The sequence below is a fragment of the Streptomyces sp. NPDC079020 genome (genome assembly GCF_044542225.1).
Taxonomy (GTDB): domain Bacteria; phylum Actinomycetota; class Actinomycetes; order Streptomycetales; family Streptomycetaceae; genus Streptomyces.
Genome location: NZ_JBITUB010000004.1, coordinates 35,622 through 58,439, shown reverse-complemented (window position 1 = coordinate 58,439; position 22,818 = coordinate 35,622). Strand labels below are relative to the sequence as shown.

Annotated in this window: 16 protein-coding genes; 10 read left to right on the top strand and 6 right to left on the bottom strand. The window is 74.0% G+C overall.

Annotated elements, in window-relative coordinates:
* Positions 1 to 218 precede the first annotated feature (218 nt).
* The 3 genes from ACIGJO_RS09805 to ACIGJO_RS09795 form a co-directional block, all read right to left on the bottom strand.
* Positions 219 to 5,195, bottom strand: a complete 4,977-nt coding sequence (locus ACIGJO_RS09805; protein WP_399954727.1) for a DNA repair ATPase — start codon at positions 5,193 to 5,195, stop codon at positions 219 to 221.
* Positions 5,196 to 5,358: 163 nt separating this feature from the next.
* Positions 5,359 to 7,467 carry a flotillin family protein gene (locus ACIGJO_RS09800; RefSeq protein ID WP_399954724.1) on the bottom strand — a complete coding sequence of 703 codons (2,109 nt, stop codon included), beginning with the start codon at positions 7,465 to 7,467 and terminating at the stop codon, positions 5,359 to 5,361.
* Between the two features lie 99 nt (positions 7,468 to 7,566).
* Positions 7,567 to 8,190: a hypothetical protein gene (locus ACIGJO_RS09795; RefSeq protein WP_399954721.1), complete on the bottom strand. Its 624-nt coding sequence runs from the start codon at positions 8,188 to 8,190 to the stop codon at positions 7,567 to 7,569.
* Between the two features lie 710 nt (positions 8,191 to 8,900).
* Here ACIGJO_RS09795 and ACIGJO_RS09790 point away from each other — a divergent pair.
* Complete coding sequence (locus ACIGJO_RS09790) at positions 8,901 to 10,082, top strand: vanadium-dependent haloperoxidase (protein ID WP_399954718.1); 1,182 nt, start codon at positions 8,901 to 8,903, stop codon at positions 10,080 to 10,082.
* Positions 10,083 to 10,118: 36 nt separating this feature from the next.
* On the opposite strand, the gene ACIGJO_RS09785 is transcribed toward ACIGJO_RS09790, so the two are convergent.
* Positions 10,119 to 11,219: a CU044_5270 family protein gene (locus tag ACIGJO_RS09785; protein ID WP_399954715.1), complete on the bottom strand. Its 1,101-nt coding sequence runs from the start codon at positions 11,217 to 11,219 to the stop codon at positions 10,119 to 10,121.
* Positions 11,216 to 11,914, bottom strand: coding sequence for a sigma-70 family RNA polymerase sigma factor (locus ACIGJO_RS09780; protein WP_399954712.1), 699 nt, complete (start codon positions 11,912 to 11,914; stop codon positions 11,216 to 11,218). Before ACIGJO_RS09780 ends, ACIGJO_RS09785 begins: the two co-directional genes overlap by 4 nt.
* A gap of 145 nt (positions 11,915 to 12,059) precedes the next feature.
* Between ACIGJO_RS09780 and ACIGJO_RS09775 the strand changes: the two genes are divergently transcribed.
* The 6 genes from ACIGJO_RS09775 to ACIGJO_RS09750 all read left to right on the top strand — a co-directional run bounded on the left by ACIGJO_RS09775 (position 12,060) and on the right by ACIGJO_RS09750 (position 18,008).
* Positions 12,060 to 13,634 carry a serine protease gene (locus ACIGJO_RS09775; RefSeq protein ID WP_399954709.1) on the top strand — a complete coding sequence of 525 codons (1,575 nt, stop codon included), beginning with the start codon at positions 12,060 to 12,062 and terminating at the stop codon, positions 13,632 to 13,634.
* Between the two features lie 381 nt (positions 13,635 to 14,015).
* Entirely contained in the window at positions 14,016 to 14,939 is a 924-nt protein-coding gene (locus ACIGJO_RS09770) for an endonuclease/exonuclease/phosphatase family protein (protein ID WP_399955646.1), read from the top strand.
* 76 nt (positions 14,940 to 15,015) lie between these two features.
* A complete protein-coding gene (gene cseB, locus ACIGJO_RS09765; RefSeq protein ID WP_399954706.1) occupies positions 15,016 to 15,780 on the top strand; it encodes a two-component system response regulator CseB in 765 nt (254 codons plus the stop codon).
* Between the two features lie 5 nt (positions 15,781 to 15,785).
* Positions 15,786 to 17,099, top strand: a complete 1,314-nt coding sequence (locus ACIGJO_RS09760; RefSeq protein WP_399954703.1) for a sensor histidine kinase — start codon at positions 15,786 to 15,788, stop codon at positions 17,097 to 17,099.
* Between the two features lie 74 nt (positions 17,100 to 17,173).
* The gene (locus ACIGJO_RS09755; protein WP_399954700.1) at positions 17,174 to 17,836 is read left to right on the top strand and encodes a DUF6338 family protein; all 663 of its coding nucleotides are present in this window, start codon (positions 17,174 to 17,176) and stop codon (positions 17,834 to 17,836) included.
* Positions 17,820 to 18,008, top strand: coding sequence for a hypothetical protein (locus ACIGJO_RS09750; RefSeq protein ID WP_399954697.1), 189 nt, complete (start codon positions 17,820 to 17,822; stop codon positions 18,006 to 18,008). The genes ACIGJO_RS09755 and ACIGJO_RS09750 overlap by 17 nt, the downstream gene beginning before the upstream one ends.
* A gap of 52 nt (positions 18,009 to 18,060) precedes the next feature.
* Here ACIGJO_RS09750 and ACIGJO_RS09745 read toward each other — a convergent pair whose 3' ends face one another.
* Positions 18,061 to 18,615 carry a hypothetical protein gene (locus ACIGJO_RS09745; protein ID WP_399954694.1) on the bottom strand — a complete coding sequence of 185 codons (555 nt, stop codon included), beginning with the start codon at positions 18,613 to 18,615 and terminating at the stop codon, positions 18,061 to 18,063.
* 62 nt (positions 18,616 to 18,677) lie between these two features.
* Here ACIGJO_RS09745 and ACIGJO_RS09740 point away from each other — a divergent pair, with 62 nt between their 5' ends.
* From ACIGJO_RS09740 to ACIGJO_RS09730, 3 genes are read left to right on the top strand one after another with little or no spacing between them, the layout of a single operon-like run.
* Positions 18,678 to 21,977 (top strand): CHAT domain-containing protein, encoded by a 3,300-nt coding sequence (locus ACIGJO_RS09740; protein ID WP_399954691.1) that lies wholly within the window; start codon positions 18,678 to 18,680, stop codon positions 21,975 to 21,977.
* A gap of 37 nt (positions 21,978 to 22,014) precedes the next feature.
* A complete protein-coding gene (locus ACIGJO_RS09735) occupies positions 22,015 to 22,140 on the top strand; it encodes a hypothetical protein (RefSeq protein ID WP_399954688.1) in 126 nt (41 codons plus the stop codon).
* Positions 22,131 to 22,691: a P-loop ATPase, Sll1717 family gene (locus ACIGJO_RS09730; protein WP_399954685.1), complete on the top strand. Its 561-nt coding sequence runs from the start codon at positions 22,131 to 22,133 to the stop codon at positions 22,689 to 22,691. Before ACIGJO_RS09735 ends, ACIGJO_RS09730 begins: the two co-directional genes overlap by 10 nt.
* The last annotated feature ends 127 nt before the right edge of the window (positions 22,692 to 22,818 follow it).

Here is a 22,818-nt window from a genome sequence, read left to right as displayed (position 1 = left end):
AGTCGCGGTGGTGCACCTCTTGGGAAGGCCCCTCCGAACGTGGGGCCGAGGAATTCATTCCTCCCGGAATGCCCCCATACGCCGTCAGCCCACTGGAAGTAAGATGATCTTACCATTGGGGTGATGGCTAAATGTCAAGACAGCCACGCCAGTTGCGTTCCACGCGGAATGTTCACATGGCGTCCGACAAGGCGGACAACGCGGTCACAGCCCATTTCTCACGGGGAAACAGGGGCATCTCCGGAGCCGTGTCCCGGGCCCGGAGCGCCCCCGGAGGCGGCCCGGAAACCGGGACCGGGCGGCGGCTCCACCGGCCGTACCGCGTGCCGGGCGGCGGGGTTGGCGAGCGCGTGGCGGGGGTCCCCGGCCCGGTCGATCGCCGACTCGACGGCGGCGATCCGGTCGGCCAGCAGACCGAGCGCCGCGACGGCGCGGGTGAGCGGGTCGCCCTCCGGGCCGCCGAGCGTCCTGGCGCGCACATGGGCGGCCTTGACCTCGGCCCAGCGGGCGGACTGCGCCGGGGTGAGCGTGGCGCGCAGTTCGGCGAGCTTGAGGAGGTTGGCCTCGGCGCCGGTGGTGAGGGTCTGGGCCTCGCCGGTGTAGTGGTCGTCGATGAGCGCGGCGAGTTCCGCGTCGTTCATCACGGGGTCGATGCGTGCGGCGATCCTGTTCATGTTGCGGTAGGAGCCCTGGAGCTGGAACGGGGGTTCGGTGCGCGTGGCGTCGGGCTGCGCGGCGGAGGCGATGTAGGCCGCGTTGACCGCCAGGACGGTGGTCCGTGCGGTGAGCAGGTGCCGCAGCACGGCGAGCACGCGCTCCCGCTCGGCCGGGGTGCCCTGGTGGCCGAGCCGGTCGGCGCGTGCGGTGGGGTCGCCCTCCGCGAGGCGTACGAACAGGTCGAGGTCGGCGCGGTCCCGCCCGGCGAGCGGCGCGAGGACGGCGTTGGAGGTCAGGGCGTTCTCGATGAAGCTGAACGCGAAGGCGTCCTCCTTCCCGGTGAGGACATCGCCGAGATTCCACACATCGGCCCGGTTGGCGAGCATGTCGGGGATACGGAAGCGCCGGCCGGCCTCGGTGTAGGGGTTGCCCGCCATGCAGACGGCGAAGCGCTTGCCCCGCAGGTCGTAGGTGTGGCTCCGGCCGTCGCGGACGCCTTCCATCCGGCGGGTGGTGTCGCACAGCGAGATGAACTTCTGGAGCAGTTCGGGCGAGGTGTGCTGGATGTCGTCGATGTGGAGCAGGGTGTTGCTGCCGGTCTCCAGCGCGAAGTTGATCTTCTCGACCTCCCGGCGGGCGGTGGCGTTGGGGGCCTCGGCGGGGTCCAGCGAGGTCACCGTGTGCCCCAGGGCCGGGCCGTTGACCGTGACCAGGACCAGTCCGAGCCGGTCGGCGACGTACTCCATGAGCGTCGTCTTGCCGTAGCCGGGCGGTGAGATGAGCAGCAGCAGGCCATGGGTGTCGGTCCGCCTGCTCTCGCCGGTGGTGCCGAGCTGTTTGGCGAGGTTGTCGCCGATGAGGGGGAGGAAGACCTCGTCGAGGAGACGGTTGCGGACGAAGGCGGACATCACCCGGGGGCGGTACTCGTCGAGGCGCAGACGGGCGTGCTCGGCGGCGACGAGCGCGGCGCGCCGTCGCTGGTAGTCACGGAAACCGGCCGCGTCACGGGTGGTGAAGTCCCGAGTCCGGGCCAGTACTTCGTCGATACGGAGGGTGAGCCGGCGGCCGGTGACGCGCGGGTGGGTGCCGAGCAGCCCGTCGACCGTCTCGGACAGGGGCGCCTGTGCCTCGTACCGGTCGAGCCCCGGGCAGAGTTCGAGGGCCACCGCCTCCGCGAGGTCCTCGGGCGCGGCGGGCCCGCCGGTCGCGGCGCTGAACGAGGCCAGCCAGGCCTCGACGAGCTGACGCCGGTCGGCCAGGGAGTCCAGCGCCGCCAGGTCCTCGTCGTAGGCGCTGCCCGCCGCACGGCGGAACGCGCCCAGCAGGGTACGGGCGGCCGCGCTCGTGGCGAAGCCGTCCGGCCCGCGGGTCAGCTCCTCGAAGAGGTACTCGGCGGCGAGGTCCCCGGCGGGACCGCCCATGGCGGTGGCCAGCTCGGCCCGCAGCCCGGCGATCGCGGGGGAGGGCCCGAACGCGGCGCGGGCGCGGGCCAGCGAGGTCATGCGCCGCAGCCAGGCCGCGCGGCCCGGACCGGTCGTGCCGTGCGCCCAGAACAGCTGGGCCTCGGCGCGTGCCGAGGGCGGGTAGCGCAGCAGACCCGCACCCTGGTGCAGGCGCAGCAGCGCTCCGAGGACCGCGGTGGCGTCGTGGTCGTGGACACCCCGCTCGTAGCCCTCGTCGTAGGCCGCCTCGGCGGCGCCGCGCACGAGGGCGGGCAGGTCGGCCCCGGCCAGGGCCTCGGGCCCGTGCTCGGTGAGCAGGCGTACGGCGAGGTATTCGGCGCGGTAGACCTCGGCGTTCTCGGACGGCAGCGACCGGCCCCAGTAGGGGCGGGTGGCGGCGAACTCCGGGTCGGTGATGGGGGAGCGGTAGTCGGTGCCGGTGAGGGCGAAGGCGAGCCCGTCGTCCTGCGGGACCAGGGTGAGTTCCAGGGACTGGGCGTTGACGGCGAACCGGTGCCGGCCCAGACGCACCGTCCGGCCGCCGTCCGCGTACAGCTCGGTGCGGTCGCGCAGCGCGCGGGCGGCCTCCTGCCGGGCCGCCTTGAGCCGGCCTTCGAGCTCCCCGGCCCGCACCTCCTCGCCCAGCCCGCGCAGCTCCTCGGCGATCCGGCGGATCCGCGCGGTCATGGGGTCGGAGGCGAAGTAGGTGCTGACCGCGTCGGCGTCGGCCAGCGTCGCCGCCCGGCGGGTGACCGTCTCCAGCACCCGGACGGCCGAGGCCGCCAGCCGCTCGGCGCGGCGGGAGCGGTCGTCCTGAAGCGTCTGCCGGCGCGCCGAGAACGCTTCGTACACCTCGGTGCGCTTGGCACCCAGTTCGGCGAGGAAGGCATCGGAGTCCGCGAACCGGGACTCCAGGTTCTCCAGCTGGAGCAGCAGCCCGGCGAGCTGCTGCTCGCAGCCGTCCGGCGTGTCCGCGGCGGCGAGCGCACCGGTGACCGACTGGCCGAACAGGCTGAATTCCGCGGCGAATTCGGCCCGGCCCTCATGGACACGGAGTTCACGGCGGCGGGCGTCGAGCAGGGCCCGGGACCGGTTGACCCCGCCGAGCACCTCGGCGATCCGCTCCAGGACGGAGGTGCGCAGGGTGGCATCGCCGATGTCGAGCCCGGCCACCACCTCGGTGACGGTCCGCAGCCCCGCAGCCCGTTCGTCCAGCCGGGCGGCGATCGGCTCCGCCGCGGCGACGGTGCCGATGGCCCCGGCCTCCTCGGCGAGCCGGCCGATGTCCTCGTGGAAGTCGGCGAAGGCGTCCTCCCGCTCCAGGAACGCGACGGCGCGCCGGGCGAAGGACGCGATGTCGGCGTCGGCCGAGGCGGCCAGTCCGTCGATGCGCCCGGTGTCCGCGTACCGCATCTCCTTGAGGGTGAGCAGATGTCCCTGCGCCCGCCGCAGCGCGGTCAGCCGTTCCACCCAGCCGGCGGCGCCGTCGGGCACCTCCCCGCGCACGCGGCGCACCAGCGACGCGAGGGCCTCGGCGGATTCGTCCAGTGCCTCGGCGGCCCGGCGGGTCAGCGCCGTCACGGTCTCGAACTCGGACAGCACCTGCTCGGCCGTGGCCCGCACCTGGTCCAGCGGCGTGCGCAGATCACCGGCCTCCGGGTCACCGAGCCAGTGGTAGCGGTCCTGGGCCCGGACACAGGCGGCGACGAGCGTCCCGTACACGCCGGTGGTGGGTTCCGTCCCCGAGACGCCGCGGGCGATCGAGAGGCAGTCGGAGATGCCCCGCACCAGGTCCGCGTTGCCGATGCGGGACAGGGCGCCGGTGCCGGGGGCCCGCGCGGCGGCGTGGGTGTCGGAGACGTACGGGGACCGCCACCGCTGGACGGGGTGCACCCGGGACGGCTCGTCGGACCCGCCGCGCAGCACCAGGAGGGTGCCGTCGTCGAAGAGCGCGTGGCCGTGGCAGGCAACCGGCGTGGCGACGGCCTTGCGGATGATGTTGTACGGGAGGAGAAGGCTGCGGCCCGCGGTCCGTGCGCGGAACTCGTACAGCACGTCCTCGCCGTTCGGCGAGCGCACCGTCCGCTCGAACTCCATGGCCTCGTCGCCGGACGCGTCGTCGGCGTGGTCCCCGGTGTCGAACGTCTTCGACTCGCCGGAGGTGAGGTAGTAGCCGCCGGGGAAGACGACCCCCTGGTCCTCGGGGAGACGACGGCAGGCCTGGCCGATGCCGTCGAGCCGCGTCACGGTCCCGGTGACGCCGTTGAAGACGAGGTGGCGCCGCCGCTCCTCCTTGTAGGGGCGCACGCGCAGCAGGACCAGCGGCCCCACCCGCGCGTACTCGATCTCGGCGTCGGCCAGCGACTGGAGAGGGTCCTCGACCGGCTCCGAGTGGATCCCCGTCCCCGACTCGGTGTCGTCCACGGTCTTCACGGTGAGCGTGCCGCCGACCGCGGCGACGAACACCTCGCCGCCGATGGACACATGCGGGTGGCGGCCCAGGACATGGTCCTCACGGGTGGCGGCGGTCCACTCGACGTCGTGCGAGGGCGGCAGGACATGGTCCCGCTCACCACGGGCGTCCAGGAACGCGGCCCTGCCGTCCGCGTCCAGGGTCCACCGCAGGACGCGGATGTCGTCGCTCTTCTCCCCGGTCCGGAAGACGGCGAGGAGTTTCCCGTCGATGTGCCGGAGCCTCAGGAGCCGGGCCTCGCGGAAGTAGCGGTACAGCGCGGCGAACTCCCGCCGGAACGCGGGGTCGTCGAGCAGACCGGGGACGGCGTCCTCGGGAAGCCGCTCCAGCTCACGGTCGTGCAGGGCGAAGACATCGCCCACCGCCGTCTCGGGCCGCAGGCCCGGGGACACGTTGTGGCCGAGGAGCAGCCGGTCCCCCACGGCGACGATGTCACGGGGCACGGACGGCTGCCCGGTGCGCAGGTTCTCGGTGCCCGCCAGGGTCAGCCCGGTGGAGCCGAACTCCTCGGTGCGGCGGGCGTTGAGCGCCTCGGCCCGGCGGGCCAGCTCGCCGGCCTGCGCGCCGAGCCGGTCCCGCAGCACCTCGTAGGTGCCCGCGTCCATGGCGGACGTGCTGTTCATGGTGATGGCTCCCTGCGGATACGTACGGTGCCCGGACGGTCGGACCAGGCGGGGTTGTGCGGGGCGGGGCGGTGCGGCCGGTTACCGTGTGTGCGGCCGCACCGAGCCGTGAGGGGCCGTGGTGGCCGCCCGGCCGCGGTGGCCGCGGCCCGGACCCCCGGCCTCAGACCCCCTTGGCCCCGGCCCCCGCTCCGGCCCCGTTGAGACCGACTCCCAGCTCGGCCAGCGGTACGTCGGCCAGCCCCAGCTGCCCGGCCTTCTCCAGCAGCTCACGCAGCGGCCCGGACTGGGCGCCACCGGACTTCATCAGCTTCATCAGCAGGGCCGACACCGTCAGATTCCGTACGTCGGCGGTGGACACGGAGCCGAGCACACGGGTGATGTCCTCGGTGAAGTCGGACGTGCCGTCCAGCCAGCTCCTCCCCAGCGCCTGCGCGGTGTCGGAGTTCTGGACGAAGGCGTCGACGCTCCTGCCGTGCGAGATGGAGGAGACGAGCCGGTCGAAGAAGACGGACTCGCCGCCGACGATGCTGATGTCGGCGCTCTCCAGGCCGGTCGCGATCATCGTGGCCTGCGCCTCGGCGACCTGGCGCTGGGTGTCGAGCCCGGCCAGCCGGATCTCCTTCTCCGCGTCCAGCCGCAGCCGGTACTCCTCGTGACCGCGCGAGGCCTCGTCCAGCGCCGCCATCGCGGCCGCCTTCTCGGTGAGCCCCGCCGCCTCGGCCTTCAGCTTCTCGCCGATGACCGCCGCGTCGGCCGCCGCCTGCGCCAGCGTGCCCTCGGCGACCGCCAGCGCCTTGAGCCTGGCCCCCTCGGCCTCCGCCCGCAGCCGGGCGGACGTGGCCTCGGCCTCCGCGAGGCCCGCCTTCTCGATGACGTCGGCCTCCTTCTCCCGCACCTGTACGGCGGCGAGTCCGGGGGCCGCCGCCTCCGCCTGGGTGCCCTCGGCCAGCCGCAGCTTGGCCCGCGCGTCCAGTTCCGCCGACTTCACCCGGGCCTCGGCGAGGGTGAGTTCCTCGGCGGCCCGGTGCACGGCCGCCTGCTCCGCCGCCTCCGCCGCCTTGATGTCCTTGACCAGCAGTTCCTGCGCCTCGGCCTCGGCGGCGATGACGATCGCCTGACGGTTGCGCTCGGCCTCCTCCACGGCCCGCAGCTTCTTGATCGACTCCTCCTGCTCGGCGACCGTACGGTCCACCGCGACCCGCTCCCGGATCACCTCGGCGATGTCCCGGCGCTCCGCCTCCAGCTCCTTCTCGGCGGAGATACGGCTCAGTTGGGTCTCCCGTTCCCGGGCGATGACCTCCAGCAGCCGGTCCTTCTCGATGCGCTCGCTCTCGATGGCGATGACCCGCTCGCGGTTCTTCTCGGCGACCGCGACCTCACGGGCCTGGTTCTCCCGCTGGACACCGAGCTGCTCCTCGGTCTTGAGGAAGGCGGCCTGCGCCCGCAGCCGCTGCTCCTCCTGCACCTGCGAGGTCTCGGCCTCCTCACGGGCCCGGACGGTCTCGATCTCGCGGCGCTGCCTGATCTCGGCATCGGCCTGACGCCGCTCCAGCTCCAGGATGGCCTCCCGGGCGTCGACGTTCTGCCGGGTGATCTCCTTCTCCTCCGTGCGCTGGAACTCGTTGGTGCGCACATGCTCGATCGCCGTCAGCTCGGTGATCTTGCGGATGCCCTGGGCGTCCAGGATGTTGGTGGCGTCCAGCTGCTGGAGCGGTGTCTGCTCCAGGTAGTCGATGGCCGCGTCCTCCAGGCTGTAGCCGTTCAGATCGGTGCCGATGACCTGGATGATCCGGTCCCTGAACTCGTCGCGCTTGGTGTACAGATCCGTGAAGTCGAGCTGCTTGCCCACGGTCTTGAGAGCCTCGGAGAACTTGGCGTTGAACAGCTCCTGCAGCGTCTCCTTGTCGCTCGCCCGCGCCGTGCCGATGGCCTGGGCGACCTTGATGACGTCCTCGACGGTCTTGTTGACGCGGACGAAGAACGAGATCCGGATGTCGGCACGGATGTTGTCGCGGCAGATCAGCCCGTCCCGTCCGGTCCGGCTGATGTCGATGGTCTTGACCGCGATGTCCATCGTCTCGGCCTTGTGCAGCACGGGGAGCACGACCTGCCCGGTGAAGGTGACGTCGACCTTCCGCATCTTGGAGACGATCAGCGCCTTGCCCTGCTCGACCTTCCGGAAGAGCCGGCTGACGACGAGGAGCAGGACGACGGCGATGAGCAGGACAACGGCGATGAGCACGCCGACGCCCAAGGAGATGGCTTCCATGGTGAAGTCCTAGCGGTGGAGGTGCGGCGAGGATCGCCGGAGAAGGGGGAGAGGACGCCGGGGCCGGACGGCCCGCGGTGCTCCGGCCGGGGCGGACGCTCAGGCGGCGGTACGTGGATCGAGCGCCGCGTCGTAGGGCGCGACCCAGAAGAACTCGCCGTCGTCGTCGTAGGCGTACAACAGCCCCGTACTGCCCCGCGTCAGCGTGGCCGCCAGGTCCTCGCCGAGGCGGCGGACCTGGACGAGGGCCGTGGAGCCGTCCGTCGCGGCGACCTCCGCCTGGCCGAACGCACCGTCCACCCGCCCCGTGCGAATGGTGCACGTCTGCCCGATGAAGTCCTCCCGGGACGGCCCGGGTTCATCGGGGAAGAGCCTGGCCAGTGGCCGTACGAGCTGCCGGGTGAGCCACCAGGACAGGAGCAGCGAGCCGAGGAGGACCCCGGCGGCGAGGGCGGAGTGGACCGGTCCGGCGGGTCCGGCGCGATGCAGGGCCAGCGTCCCGGCCAGGCCGGTGAACCAGGCGATGGCGGTCATCAGGGAGGCCCCGACCGTGACCGGCACCCCGTCGGCGATGCCCAGCGCGGTGCCGGACAGGTCCCCGTCGAAACTGTCGTGCTCGACAGCACCGAACAGGACCAGCAGCCAGAAGGCCACGACCACGACGAGCGCGGCGCTGAAGAGTGAGGCGGGAAATCCGAACGCGGCATCAAGGAATTCGCTCACTGTTGCGCCCCCTACGTCCGTGACTCCCGTCGGCGGGGACGCCGGTGCGGCCCCGCTCCGGATGTCACCGCTGCCGTGTTCCGGCAGTGGGACTGTCCCTCGCGCTCCCCGCGATCATCCTGGCAAAGGGGCACGATTGTTCGCATTGCCGGAGTCCGGCAATCTTTACGCGTTCTTCATGCCGGGTCGTGCCGGTGGTGGAATGGCCGCGTTCCTCCCGTTCCGGCACCGTGCGACGAGGCGTGCGACGAGGCGTGCGACGTGTCACCGGTGCGCACGGCGGCGCACGGGAGGGGCGCGGGCAGGGGAGCGACGCGCTGCGGCGTCCGGCTCATGGAGTCCGGGCCATGGCGGTTGATCTTGATCCCGCACTCCTGGCGGTGCTAATTCGGGCCTACCGAATCAAGGGAGAGCGCCGTGCGCCAGCTTCACCCCCTTTCGTTCCGCTGTTTCCCCTCCTTCTCCTTGTTCTCCTCCGCCACCGTCCGTCCTCCCCGTACGCCGCGTTCCGTCCGTACGCGGCTACGGGCCGCCCTCGGCGGCCTCGCGGTCCTCGCGGTCGTCACCGTCCCCGTGCAGGCCCCCGCGGCCGCGGCCGCGGGGGACATCCTCCGCCCGCCGCCGCGGACCCCGCGGCGATCCGCGACTGGAACGTCATCGCCACCGGGACGATCAGCGCCAACCTCGGCACCACCCGCCCCTCCGGGCAGGTGGCGATCTGGCACGGGTTCGTCTCCGCCGCCGTCTACAACGCCGTGGTCGGCATCACCGGCACCTACGCCCCGTACAAGTGGAACGAACGCGGGCCCGCCAAGGCGTCCCCCGAAGCGGCGGCCGTGACCGCCGCGCACCACGTCCTGCTCACCTGCTTCCCGGCCTCACGGGCCGGCCTCGACACCGCGTACGCCGCCTCCCTGGACAAGATCCCCGCGGGCCCGGCGAAGGACCGGGGCGTGGCCTTCGGGGAACGGGCCGCGGCCCACCTCATGGAGCTGCGCGAGGGCGACGGCCGCTTTGCGGACGTGCCCTTCACGATGCCGCCCGCACCCGGCGTCTGGCGTCCCACCGCGCCCGCCCGGCTGCCGTTCATCGACACCTGGCTCGGCAGGCTCCGGCCGCTCCTGCTCACCTCGCCCGGTCAGTTCCGCCCCGGACCGCCGCCCGCCCTGCCCTCGGCCCGCTACGCGCGGGACGTGAACGAGGCGAAGAGCATGGGAGCGAAGACCGGCTCGGGCCGAACGGCGCGGCAGACCGAGACCGCCCTCTTCTTCGGGGGCAATCTGCTGGTCCAGGTCCAGTCGGCCCTTCGCGACCACGCGGCCCGGCACCGCCTCGGCATCGCGGAGACGGCACGGCTGTTCGCCGCGGCGAACACCGCGGCGGCCGACGCCGCCATCACCGCGTGGGACTCCAAGCTCCAGTACGGCTTCTGGCGGCCGGTCACCGCGATCCAGCTCGCCGGGACCGACGGCAACCCCGCGACGGAGGCGGACCCGCAGTGGGAGCCGCTGCTCGTCACGCCCCCGCACCCCGAGTACATCAGCGGTCACGCGACGGTCGCGGGCGCGGTGATGCGGGCGGTCACCGGAGTCCTCGGCACCTCACGGGTCGACCTCGACGTCCCCTCCGAGACCACCGGAACCACACGGCACTACGAGTACGCCGATCAGCTCAACGCGGACATGATCGACGCCCGCGTGTTCGGCGGGATCCACCTCCGTACGTCGGACATCACCGGATGCCGGGCCGGCGACCGTATCGGCAGCTGGGCGCTGGCCCACTACTTCCGGCCGCTGGGTCCGGGGGACGTGCGGGCGTCAGCACGGCCGGCGGGCCCCGGCGTCACCGACCGGCCGAACTGTCCGGGCGGTGACGCCGGGAACGCCCCATGACCACCGGGGCTCCCGGCCTCCCGCGTTCCTCGGCCGTTACGCCGTCGTCGGCGCCGGGGTCTCGCCGGCGCGGCCGACCGCGGCCCTGGTCAGGACGGCGGAGGAGCCGACCACGGTCCCGGCCGGTCCGGCGTCGCCCGCCTCGGTGAGGACCGTGCGCTCCCCGAGGAACGCGTAGGTGGTCCGGTCGAAGATCCACTGCGTCTGCTGCCCGTGCGACGTACGGGCGACGGCGACGCCCTTGCGGCCCGCGGCGTCGGTGGCCGTGTCGACCACCGTGACCCCGGGGATCTTCCCGGCGGCGGCGTAGAGCGCGGCGCCGACCCGCGGCGGCGCCCAGGTCTCGGCCAGCAGGTCACCGATCGCGGTGAACGCCCGCTGGTCCGGGTCCTGGCCCGATCCGCTGGTCTCCTCGCGGATCAGCTTCAGCAGGGCGTCGGGGTCGGTGGGCAGCGACGCGACGTACGCGTGGGTCGGGTCGCCGACCGACGGCCCGCTCCCGGACAGCGTGCTCGGCCGGGGCTTCGCTCCGGGGCGGTCGAGGGACTGGACCGGGGTGTCCGCCTCGGCGCCGAGGCGGCTGTCGGGCTCGCCCTCCTCGCGCAGCAGTCCGGGACGACTGCCGTCGGCGGACAGCCACACCTGCCGGGAGTGCGCGGAAGGCAGGGTCACGGGGCCGCCGCCCGCGCTCTGTCCGGCGTAGGCGACCTTGCTCTCGATGTACACGAACTGGTCGTCGGCGACGGCCTGCCGCTTCTCCCCGCCGGCGGCGAGCGCGATGCGGTCGAGGAGCTGGGCCGCCTCCGGCGTGGCGGGGGTGGCGCTCACGGTGCCGGGGGTGCCGCGGCCGGGGGTGTCCGTGAGGTTCACGGCCACGACGCCGCCGACCGCCAGCGCGCAGGCGATGGCCGGTACCAGGAACCGGACCGTACGCCGACGCGGGCGCGGGGCGCGGGCGGTGGCGGTGGCGGAGGACTCTTCGGTACGGGCGGTCTCGCGCAGCATGGCTTCCTTCAGCATCAGTTCACGGTCGGCGCGCAGGCCGGGGACCGGCGGCGCGGGCAGCAGGGCGGTGAGGCCGAGGCGCTCGGCCTCCTCGGACCGGTGGTCCGGACGGGGCCGCGAGGGGTTGTTCATCCGAGGTTCTCCTGGGTCAACGGGGGGACGGCCGGGAAGCGGCCCGGTCCCGGCCTGTCGGGGGTGGCGGAGGGGGCTCTGCCCCCTGCCGCGGGCGGCCGGCCGGCTCCGGACCCGGTGGCGCGGGCCTCGGATCCGGTGGCACGGCCCCCGGATCTGGCGGCGCGGGTCTCCTCGGCGGCGAGTTCGCGCAGCCGGGTCCGGGCGCGGGACAGCCGTGAGCGGACGGTGCCGACCGGTACGCCGAGCGCGTCGGCGGCGGCCGCGTAGTCCAGACCGGCCCACACCACGAGGGTGAAGACCTCCCGGTCACGGCGTCGCAGGCGGGCGAGCGCGGCGTGCGCGGCGCGCAGCTGCTCGGTGTCGGCGAGATGCGTGACGAGATCGTCGGCGAAGTCCGGGACCGCGTCCCGTTCCGGGGCGCGGGCGAGCGCGATCTCGCGGCGCCGCCGTGCACGGGCGCTGCGGCGCATGATGTTGGTGGCGATTCCCAGCAGCCACGGGCGCAGACTGTCCCCGTCGGGGCGGAGTTTCTCCCGTCCGCGCCATGCCTCCAGGAAGGTCGCCGAGACGACGTCCTCGGCTTCCGCCCAGTCGCCGGTCACCCGCAGGGCATAGCGGTACAGCACTTGGGCGTGCTCGTCGTACAGCTCTGCCAGGGCGTCGCGGTCCCCGCGGCGGAAACGGTTCCTCATGAGTGATTCCACACTCTGCACTGCCACCTGCGTTGCGGGAGTTCCCGTGACGTGGGCCACAGGGGCCGGACGGAACGCCGTGGACCCTGCCGGTGGTGTGGCGCGGCTCACAGGAACTCCGGGGCCCGGCGGTGCAGTGCAGAGCATGAACAGTTCATCCGTATCCCGCCGGAGCGCCCTGCGGACCCTCGCCGTCGCCGTCGCGTTGACCGCCGGCGCCGCCCCGCTCTGGGAGGCCACCGCCTCCGCAGCGTCCGCCGCGGAGCCGACGACGTACACCCTGACGATCACCCACCTCGACCGCGCCGGTGCCCGAACGGCGGACTACACCACCCACGTCACGGGAATCTCCGGTCCGGGTGCCGAGGAGACGGTCCATCCGTACGACGCCTCCGGCACGACCACCGTGCGGCTGCCCCGGGGCCGGTACCTGCTGGACAGCTCCCTGACCACGGGGAAGGAGGGGGACGGTACGGACTGGATCGTCCAGCCGCGCCTGGACCTCGACCGCGACACCGCGGTCACCGTCGACGCGCGGACCACCGCCCCCGTCGACGTACGGCCGCCCGACCGCTCGGCGGGCTTCCTGCACAGCGCGATGTTCGTCCGGGTCACGCACGACGGTGTCACCCGGGACGCCAACCTGGTCAGCTCCTCGCCCGACCTGCGCGTCGCGCACCTGGGCCCCGACAGCGAACCCGGCTCGGTCCGGCAGTGGTTCGACGCGTACTGGAGCGCCGGCGCCGCCGACTACGCGCTCGGCTACACCTTCACCGGCCCCCGTGCCCTGACCGGGCTCACCCGGCACCCCGCGCGGCGGGACCTGGCCACACTGCGGGCGCGCGGCGCGGCCCGGCCGGGTACGGAGGGAGGCGCCTCCCTCGACCTTCAGCCGAGCGCCGGACCGACCGTCGGGCTCGCCCGGCGGCTGGCGGTCCCCGGCACGGCCACCTACTACGTGACACCGGAACGCGGCACCTGGGACCTCGCCTACACCACCCCGGGTGCGCCCGGCGCGCGGCCGAACCGCTACGCCGCCGACGGCATCGCCGTACGCGCGGGGCGCACGACCACCCACACCTTCGACAACGCCGTCTTCGGCCCCGACCTCACCGGACGCCCCGGTGTCGTACGCCAGGGCGACCGCCTCACCCTCGATGTCCCGCTGCTCGCCGACGGCGACGGCCATGTGCCCTCGGCACCGTCGTACGTCACGGCCCGCACCACGCTCCACCGCAACGGCGTGCGCGTCGGCTCCCGGACGGACGCCCCCGGGAAGGCCGCGTTCACCGTGCCGCCGGGGAACGCGGCGTACCGCCTCACCAGCACGGTGGACCGCGAGGGCGCGCCCGGCACCTCCACCCGGGTGACCGCCGAGTGGACCTTCACCTCGCGCACGACGGCCGGACCGGTCCCGGTGCCGGTGAGCGCCGTGCGGTTCTCGCCCGCGCTCGACCCGGCCGGTACGGCGCCGGCGGGCGCGGCACTGCGTGTTCCGGTCACCGTGCTGGGCGCCGGGGCGGACGGCCACGCCGGCGCTCCGGCGGTCTCGGTCTCCGTGGACGGCGGAACCACCTGGACCCGGGTGCCGGTGGAGCGCGGTGCGGTCACGATCCGCAGTCCGCGTGCGGGCAGGGGCGTTTCGCTGCGCGCCGAGCTGACCGACGACCGGGGGAACACCCTCACCCAGACGATCATCGACGCCTACCGGACGGCGTGAGGGTCTGACGGCCCGGGGGCGCGTGCGGGGGGGCGCGCTCCTGGACCGGCCGGCTCCGTACCGGCCGTCCCCGTACCGGCCGTCCCCGGACCGACCAGCTCCGGACCATGTGCGCGCCGATACCCACCTGATACACAGCCGCGCGATACCCGATGCCTTCCCCTGACCGGCCGGAAGCGCGCCTCCCGGAGGCTGGGGGACGTACCCGACCCCCGGCGTACGAGAGGTTGGGAGGCACATGCCGTGCTGAGTTCTCCGGAGGCTTCCGCACCCGTCACGAAAGCCGCACCTGCCACGGAAGGCGCACCCGTCACGGATACCGCACCCGTCACGGATGCCACACCCGTCACGGATGCCGGGCCCGCACCCGCCGGGCGCCGCATCCCCGGCCCCTGGCGGGACGGCGTACTGCTCGCCGCCACCGCGCTGCTGTGCGCGGCGCTGATGGCGCTGCACGGGCAGATCCCGAACACCGTCGGCCATCTCGGCAGCCTCTTCCAGACGCTGCTGCCCTGGACCGGGCTGATCGTCCCGGTCCTGCTGGTACCGGCGGTCCTGCGCCGCTCCCGGCTCGCGGCCGTGGCGGTGCTCGCGCCCGCCGCGGTGTGGGTGACGCTCTTCGGCGGCATGCTCACCGACAAGGGCTCCGGCGGCGGTGACCTCACAGTGGTCAGCCACAACGTGGACGAGGGCAACACGGACCCGGTGGGGACCGCCCGCGGCCTCGCCGCCGCGGACGCGGACCTGCTGGCATTGGAGGAGCTGTCGCAGGAGGCCGCGGACGTCTACCGGCGCGAGCTGGCCCCCGCCTACCCGCACCACGCGGTGATCGGCGGGGTCGGCCTGTGGAGCAAGTACCCGCTCAAGGACGTGGCGGAGGTGCCGATCATGCCGTGGACCCGCGCGATACGGGCCACGGCCCTGACGCCGAAGGGGTCCGTCGCCGTCTACGCCGCCCATCTCGCGTCGGTACGCGTCCACCCGGTGGCCGGGTTCACCGCGGGCCGGCGCGACGAGGCGGCCCGGGAGCTGGCCGCGGCGCTGCGGGCGGAGCGCTCGCCCCGGGTCGTGGTGGCCGGCGACTTCAACGGCACGTTCCAGGACCGGGCGCTGGCCCCGGTGACCTCGCGGCTGCGCTCCGCGCAGCGGGAGGCCGGTGACGGGTTCGGCTTCAGCTGGCCCGCCGCGTTCCCGGTGGTCCGCATCGACGACATCCTGGTGAGGGGGATGAAGCCGGTCTCCTCCTGGAACCTGCCCGCCACCGGCAGCGATCACCTCCCCGTGGCGGCCTCCCTGCGCCTGTGACGCCCCGCACCGGCCGGGGGACGGCGGACACCGCCCCGCGCCCCGGACGCCCGACTGACTACGATACGAGCGACAGATGACCCAGGACGGCCAGGTAGGTGCGGTGTCGGAAGCCCGGGTCCCGGACCCAGTCAGCGTGCTCGTCGTCGAGGACGACGCCACCATCCGCCGGGCCGTCCAGCTCGCCCTGGAACGCTACGGCTACCGGGTCACGGTCGCCGCCGACGGGCTCAGCGGGCTGGAGGCCTTCCGCGCGGGCGGGCACGATCTGCTGATCCTCGATGTGATGCTGCCCGAGCTCGACGGGATCGGTCTGTGCTACCGGATCCGGGAGGCGAGCCTCGTCCCGGTCCTGATGATGTCGGCGCGCGGCGACGCCCTCGACGTGGTCGCCGGTCTGGAGGCGGGCGCCGACGACTATGTGATCAAGCCCGTCGACACCGCCGTCCTGGTCGCCCGGATCCGCGCCCTGCTGCGCCGCGCCACCTTCGAGCCGCCCGCCGGGGGCCCGGCCCGGACCGGCGGGGGCGGCAGCGGCGCCCGGGTCCCCGAGGGGCTGCTGGTCTTCGGCGACCTCAGCGTGGACACCCTCGGCATGGAGGTGCGCCGGGCGGGTGAGACCGTGCCGCTGGCCCCCACCGAACTGCGCCTGCTGCTGGAGTTCGCCGCCGCCCCCGGCACGGTGCTGGACCGCCGCCACCTGCTCCGCGAGGTGTGGGACTACGGCTGGGAGGGCGATACCCGCGTCGTGGACCTGTGCGTGCTCCGCCTGCGCAAGAAGATCGGCAGCGCCCGGATCGAGACCGTCCGCGGCTTCGGCTACAAACTCGTCCGCGGCTGACCGCCGTGCGCTTCCTCAACCCCCTCTCCCTGCGCTGGAAGACCGCCGCGCTGACCGCCGCCGCCTGCTGCGCGGTCGCCGCCGTGATCGGTCTCCTCGTCCACGACGAGACCCGGGAGCGGGGGATGAGGGTGGGGAAGGAACGGGTCTCGGCCGCGCTGTCCGCCGCGGAGCGGGAGTACGCCCGGACGGGGGAGAGGCCGCCCAGCGCCGATCTCAGGGCGCCCGACGCGCTCCCCGGGCCGCTGGCGCGGGACCTGGCCGCCCAGGCGCGGGAGGGCGGGGCCTACGGCATCTGGTACGACGCCGAGGACCCCGACTGGTACTGGATGTGGGGGGCCGTGGCCGTCGGGGACGAGGTGCTGGTCGTACGGACGGACATGAGCGGCGAGGTGCGCGGCCTCCAGCTCCTGGACCGCAGCATCCTCACGTCCGTGCTCGCCGCCCTCGCCGTCGTCGTCCCGCTCGCCGCGCTGGCGGCCGAGCCGGTCAACCGGCGCCTGCGGCACGGCGCCCGCACCGCCCGGCTGATCGCCGACGGCGACCTGGACGCCCGCATCGGCCGCACCGGACGGACCCATGACGAGATCACCGAGATGTCGGCGGCCGTCGACGCGATGGCCGGGGCCCTGCAACGCAGGCTGGAGAACGAGCAGCGTTTCACCGCCGATGTCGCGCACGAGCTGCGCACCCCGCTGATGGGCCTGGTCACCGCCGCCGGGCTGCTCCCGGAGGACGACGAGGCGACGGAGCTGGTACGGGACCGGGTGCGGGCGCTGCACGGGCTGATCGAGGACCTGCTGGAGATCTCCCGCCTCGACGCCGGTGCCGAGCGTGCCCGGCTCGACCCGGTGCCGCTGGGCGAACTGGTCGCCGACGTGGTGCGCCGCACGGCGACGGACACCCGGGTCACCGCCGGGGACGCCCGGGTGGTGGAGACCGACCCGCGCCGGGTGGAGCGTGTCGTGGTCAACCTGGTCACCAACGCCCACCGGCACGGTGCCGCGCCCGTCGAGGTCACCGTCACCGGCGCGCGGATCGTCGTGCGCGACCACGGGCCGGGCTTCCCCGCCGCGCTGCTCGACCAGGGCCCGCAGCGCTTCCGTACCGGCGCGAGCGAGCGCAGGTACGGCCACGGTCTCGGGCTGACCGTCGCGCAGGGGCAGGCCGGGGTCCTCGGGGCCCGGCTCACCTTCGCGAACGCCCCGGACGGGGGCGCGGTCGCCACCCTCGACCTGGACCCCGCCGTCCGAGGACGGACCGGCTCCTGCGCCCCGGCGGGCGCGGGCCCGCGCGTCCGGCCAGAATGGGACCGGTAACACCGGCCGTCCACGGGGGAGTTCGCGCGGCTCCGGCAGCGGGAGGGCCGGCCGGGCGCAGGGGAGGAGACGATGTGCAGGCACCGTCCACGGTGAACCAACTGCTGGGGCTCGTACTGTTCCTCGTGCCGGGGATGACGTATCAGTTCCTGCGCGAGCGATGGCGCGGCCCCGTGCCCGGCGAGGCGGAACTCGGGGCGCGGATCCTGCGGGCCGTCACGGCGGGCGTGGCACTGAACGGCGTGTACGCCGTGATCGCCGGGCCCGCGCTCGTCGGCGCGTGGCGGAGGGCGGAGCGCGCGGGGATCGGCGGTGCGGTGGCCGAACGGCCCCGGACGGCGGGGCTGTGCGCGCTGCTGCTCTTCCTCGTCGTACCGGCGGCAGCGGCGGCCGCCGTGTCGTACGGGGAGCGGCGGCGCGCCCGTTCCGTGTACCGGCCGGTGCCCAGCGCGTGGGACTACGCCTTCGGTGTCCGGGCCGACAGCGGGCCGCGCTATGTGCGTGCGCGGCTGAAGGACGGGACCTGGGTCGGCGGCTGGTTCGGGGAGCGGTCCTACGCCTCCGGCTATCCGAGCGAGGCGGACCTCTATCTCCAGTCGTCCTACCGGATGGGGACGGACGGCTCGTTCGGGCCGCGGGTCGAGGGCACGGACGGGATCTATCTGCGGATGGCGGACGTTGATGTGGTGGAACTGGTCAATGCCCCCGGAGGGAGCGGTCATGACGGCACAGGATGACGAACTGACGCCGTGGGAGCGGGACTTCCTCGAAGGCGGGTCCGAGCCGCGCGGCTATCAGCCCAGGGCGGCGGGCGATGTGCCCCGGGAGCCCGCCGCGCCGCCGTCCGGCGCGGCGGGTCCGTCCGCGCTGCCGGACCCGCCGTCGGCGCCGGAGGGCTCCGACGCGTAGATCCCGCCGGCCGGCGCGTGGATCCCGTCGGCCGGCGCGTGGCCGGGACGGGTCAGTGCTCGATCATGTTCAGTTCGTAGCCCGCCTGTTGGAGCCGGACGGCCGTCTGCTGGATGTCGTCGTTCCGCAGTTCGCGCCAGGTGTCGAGCAGGGCCTGGAACGGGGCGAGGAGCGGCGGGTTCTTGTAGTGGGCCGGGGCGCCCCAGTGCGGAATGACGGTGGGCACGCCGGACTCACCGGCGGGGCCCCATTCGATGTCGTACGGGTGCCAGTGCAGCGTGTGCTGCTCGAAGTCCGCGTCGAGCAGGGCGATGCCCGTCGCGAAGTGCTCGCCCGGAAGTTCCAGCGCGGTGCGCATGTCGCAGTCCTCCCAGGCGACGAGGAGATGGGTCGCCATGAGCACCGACGGGAGCTGCCCGAGGTCCGCGACCGCCGTGACGGCGTCGGCGCCCCGGTAGAAGGGCCGGCAGGAGACGAAACCCACGTACGGCTTATCCATGTCCTCGGCCACCATGTGCACCTGCGGCGGGAGGCACATCCCGTGGTCGCGCAGCAGCGTGTCGCTGACATTGAGAAGACTGTCAAAGAGGAAAGCGGTAGCTGACATAAGATCAGTTTAGGTGTGTGCAGGGGTTGTTGGCCGGGTGATCGGTGAGAGGGGAGCCGCGCGTGCGGGAGCGGTGGACGAGGGCGCTGCGGTCCAGGACCGCCGGTTCCGGAGGGCCGTACGGTCTCCTCGATCCGGGCGCCCTGACCGAGGCGGTGGAGCTCTTCGCCGCGACGACGGAGACGTACGACATCGTCGAGACCTGCCACCTCGCGGGGATGCTGCACTGGCAGCGTGCGATGGCCCTCGCCGACGAGCGGTCGATGCCCGAGGTCCGGACCGCCATGGCGCTGCTGGTCCTGGTCAGCCGGGCCGGGACCGGCCTTCCGCTCCCGGACCAGGTGCCGGTGTTCCCGCCGCGTCTGATGATCCGGGGCGGCGAACCCACCTGGGAGGACCTTCTGGAGGCCCTGGGCCTGCTGTTGGAGGAGGGGACGGACGCGCACACCGCCCGGATCGCGGTCGCCGCCGGCCGCAACGCGGTGGCCGACGCGCTCGGCGATCCCGCCCGGCTGTCGGGGCGCCTGCGCGTCCTCGGCATCGCGTGGCAGCGCCTCTTCGAGCAGACCGGCGAACCGGCCGCGCTGGAACAGGCCGTCTCGGTCGCCCGCGGCGCCGCGGCACAGGCGTCCCCGGAGAGCGGGGACCGGACGATGGCCCTGCACAACCTGGCCGGCGCGCTGCGCGTCCGGTACGAGCGGACCGGTGACATCGCCCATCTCCGCGAGGCCGTCACCATCGGGCGGGAGGTCGTCACCCACCAGGACCGGGCGGTGGCCGGGGACAAGCCCTACCTCGCCCTCACCGGGCACGCCGACTCGCTGCGGATGCTGTACGAGCGCACGGACGACGCCGCCGTCCTGGACGAGGCCCTCGCGGTCGGCGCCGCCGCCCTGGACTCCGTGGCGGAGCACGAGGAGCCCCCGGCGGCCGTGCTGGTGAACTCCTCCATCCTGCTGCGGTGCACATTCGAGAGCACGGGGGACACGGCCGTGCTGCACGACGCCCTCGCCATGGCGCGGCGCGCGGTCCGGTCGGCGCCGCCCGGCACACCGGGTCGTCGGATCAGCCAGTACAACCTCGGCTCCCTGCTCCAGGTCCTCGCGGGCCGTACCGGTGACCTGGACGCGCTCGACGAGGCCATCGGGAACGTACGGGCCGTCGTCCACGACACGCTCCCCAGCCATCCGGACGGCCCGCTCTACCGCTCGACCCTCGTCGGACAGCTGTACGAGCGCTTCCTGGGGGCCGGGGACCCGGCGGCCCTGGACGAAGCCGTCGATCTGGGCCGGCAGGCGGTGGAGGCGACTCCGCCGGACCATCCCCAGCGGTGGATGCACCTGGCGAACCTCGCGGTCTGTCTGAAGGCCAGGGCCGAGCGCACCGACGACGTCGGCGCCCTGCGCCTCGCCATCGGGACGGGACGCCGGGCGGCCGAGGCGGCCACCGGAACGGGCCGTCACGGGGCCGCCGCACTCTCGAACCTCGGCAACGCGCTCCGTCTCCTCCACCACCGCACCGGCGACGCCGCCGCGCTGGAGGAGGCGGTCCCGGTCTGCCGCGCGGCGGTCGCCGGGACCGGCGAGGACCACGCCTACAGGTCGCAGTGCGAGTTCAACCTCGCCATGGTGCTGAGCGAGCACGGCCGGCGCACCGGCGACGCGGGCCCGGTCGAGGAGGCCGTGCGGCTGCTGGAGAGCGCCGCGTCCCGGAGCACCGCCCCGACCGGGGTCCGGGTGTCGGCCGCCCGGGAGTGGGGCGCTCTCGCCGCCCGCGGCGGCGACCACGAGGACGCCGCCCGCGGCCTCGCACTGGGGGTGGGGCTGCTGCCGCGTCTGGCCGCCCGCGGTCTGCCGCGCGCCGACGCGGCCCGGTGGATGGCCGAGTACGGGCGGCTGGCCGGGGACGCCGCGGCCTGCGCGCTGACCGCGGGCCGCCCGGAGCAGGCCGTCGAGCTGCTCGAAGTGGGCCGCGGTGTCCTGCTGGCCCAGGTGCTGGAGTCCCGCACGGACCTCACGGAACTGCGCGAGCGCGCCCCGGACCTGGCCTCCGGCTTCGACCGCCTCTGCGCCCGGCTCGACGGCGACGGCTCCCCCGACGCGGTCCTGGACATCGCGGCGGGCACTCCCGCCGAGGACGACCCGGACCGCCGCCGCGCCCTCGCCCAGGAGCTGGACGCCCTGGTCGCCGACATCCGGGCCCTGCCGGGCCTGGAACGGTTCCTGCTGCCGCCCCGGGCCGCCGCGCTGACCGCCGAGGCGTGCGACGGCCCCGTGGCCGTGGTCAACGTCAGCCACCACCGCTGCGACGCGCTCATCGTGACCACGGAGGGCGTCCAGGTCTGCGAACTGCCCCGGCTGGACCCCGACGAGATCCACAGCCGGCTCGGCGCCCTCCAGAGCCTGCTGGGCGGAATCGGCGGGCTCGACGCCCCGCAGCGCCGGGAGGCGGAGCACGGCCTGGCGGCCGGGACGCTGCCCTGGCTGTGGGACGCCGTCGCCGGTCCGGTGCTCGACCACGTCGGCTTCACCGGGCCCCTGGACGAGGACAGCCCGCGCCGCCTGTGGTGGGTCCCCTGCGGTCCGCTGGCACACTTCCCGCTCCATGCGGCGGGCCACCACCTGGAGGCGCCGGCAGAGGGCGTGCCCCGGCGTACGGTCATGGACCGGGCGGTGTCCTCGTACACCCCGACGGTACGGGCCCTGGCCCACGCCCGGTCCCTGCGCGCCGGCCGGCGGGCGTCGGCGGCCGGGGAGCCGCGCGGCCCGCTGCGCGCACTGGCGGTCGCCATGCCGCACACCCCCGGCGCGGCGGAACTGCCGGGCGCCGAGCGCGAGTACGAGCATCTGGCCCGGCTGCTGCCCGCCGTCGACGAACTGGTCGCACACGACGCCACCCGCGCGTCCGTGCTGTCCCGGCTCCCCACCCACCCGTGGGTGCACTTCGCCTGCCACGCCGGTACCGATCCCGCCGACCCGTACCGCAGCCATCTGCTGGTCCACGACCACGCCCGCCACCCGCTGACCGTCCTGGACATCTCCCGACTGCGCCTGGAATCCTCCGAGTTCGCCTACCTCTCCGCGTGCAGCACCGCGGCGACCGCGCCCGAGCTGGCGGACGAGTCGATCCATGTGGCGACCGCGTTCCAGCTCGCCGGCTTCCCGAACGTCGTCGGCACCCTGTGGCAGGTCGACGACACGATCGCCGCCGGGATCGCCGAGCACATCTATACGGGTCTCGCGGCGGACGGGTTCGACTCCGCGCGCGCCGGGGAGTGCGTCCATCGGGCGACGCGGCTGATGCGGGACCGCTACCCCCGGTTCCCGACGCTGTGGTCCGCCCATCTCCACCTGGGGGTCTGACGGGTGCGGGTGAAACGGGTGGGCGTAAGGAGTGCGGATGGCTGAGGGGCCGGTCCTCGCGGACCTGCATTTCGGGCGCGAGGACGCCGAACGGGACGTGACGGATGGGCTGTTGCTGCGCGGCGGGTTCCTGCCCAACGCGGCCTACCGCGCGTGGCGCTGAGCGGCCGGAAGATGCTGATCATCGGCCGCAAGGGTTCCGGCAAGAGCGCCATCTGCATGCGGCTGGCGGCCGACGGGGCGCACCACGTCGGCAAGGCCCTCATCACTCCGGACGAGGCGGCCGGGGAGGAGATCCGGCGCTTCGAGCTCCAGGGGCTGCCCGGGGACTCGGCCAAGGCGCTGATCTGGCGGTACGTGTTCGCCGTGCACGCGGCACGCCACCTGGTGAACCATGCCAAGGAGGCGCACGGCCGCAGGCCCGACGCGGTGAAGGCGCTGGCCCGGTTCCTGAAGCAGAACGACGAGCTGCCCGGCGGACGGCTGGCCGACCGGCTGGCGCAAGGGGCCCGGGGTCTGCAGACGTCCCTGTCCCTGGAGGCGTTCGGCGTCAAGGCGAGCATGGACATGGCCCGCTCGCCGTCGGAGGGCGCCCGCGCGGCGGCGCAGCTGGAGGTGGTCGAGCAGGGCGTGGCCGCCGCGCTCGACGAGCCGGCCTGCGACGGCGCGCACGGACCGCTGCTGCTCATGGTCGACCAGCTGGAGCAGGTGTAGTCGGCCGAGCCGGACAGCAACTCCCTGGTGAGCGGGCTGCTGTTGGCGGCGAAACACGCCGCCGGCCTCTACGGACGGTCCGTGCGGTTCCTGCTGTTCCTGCGCGCGGACATCTATGACTCGCTCT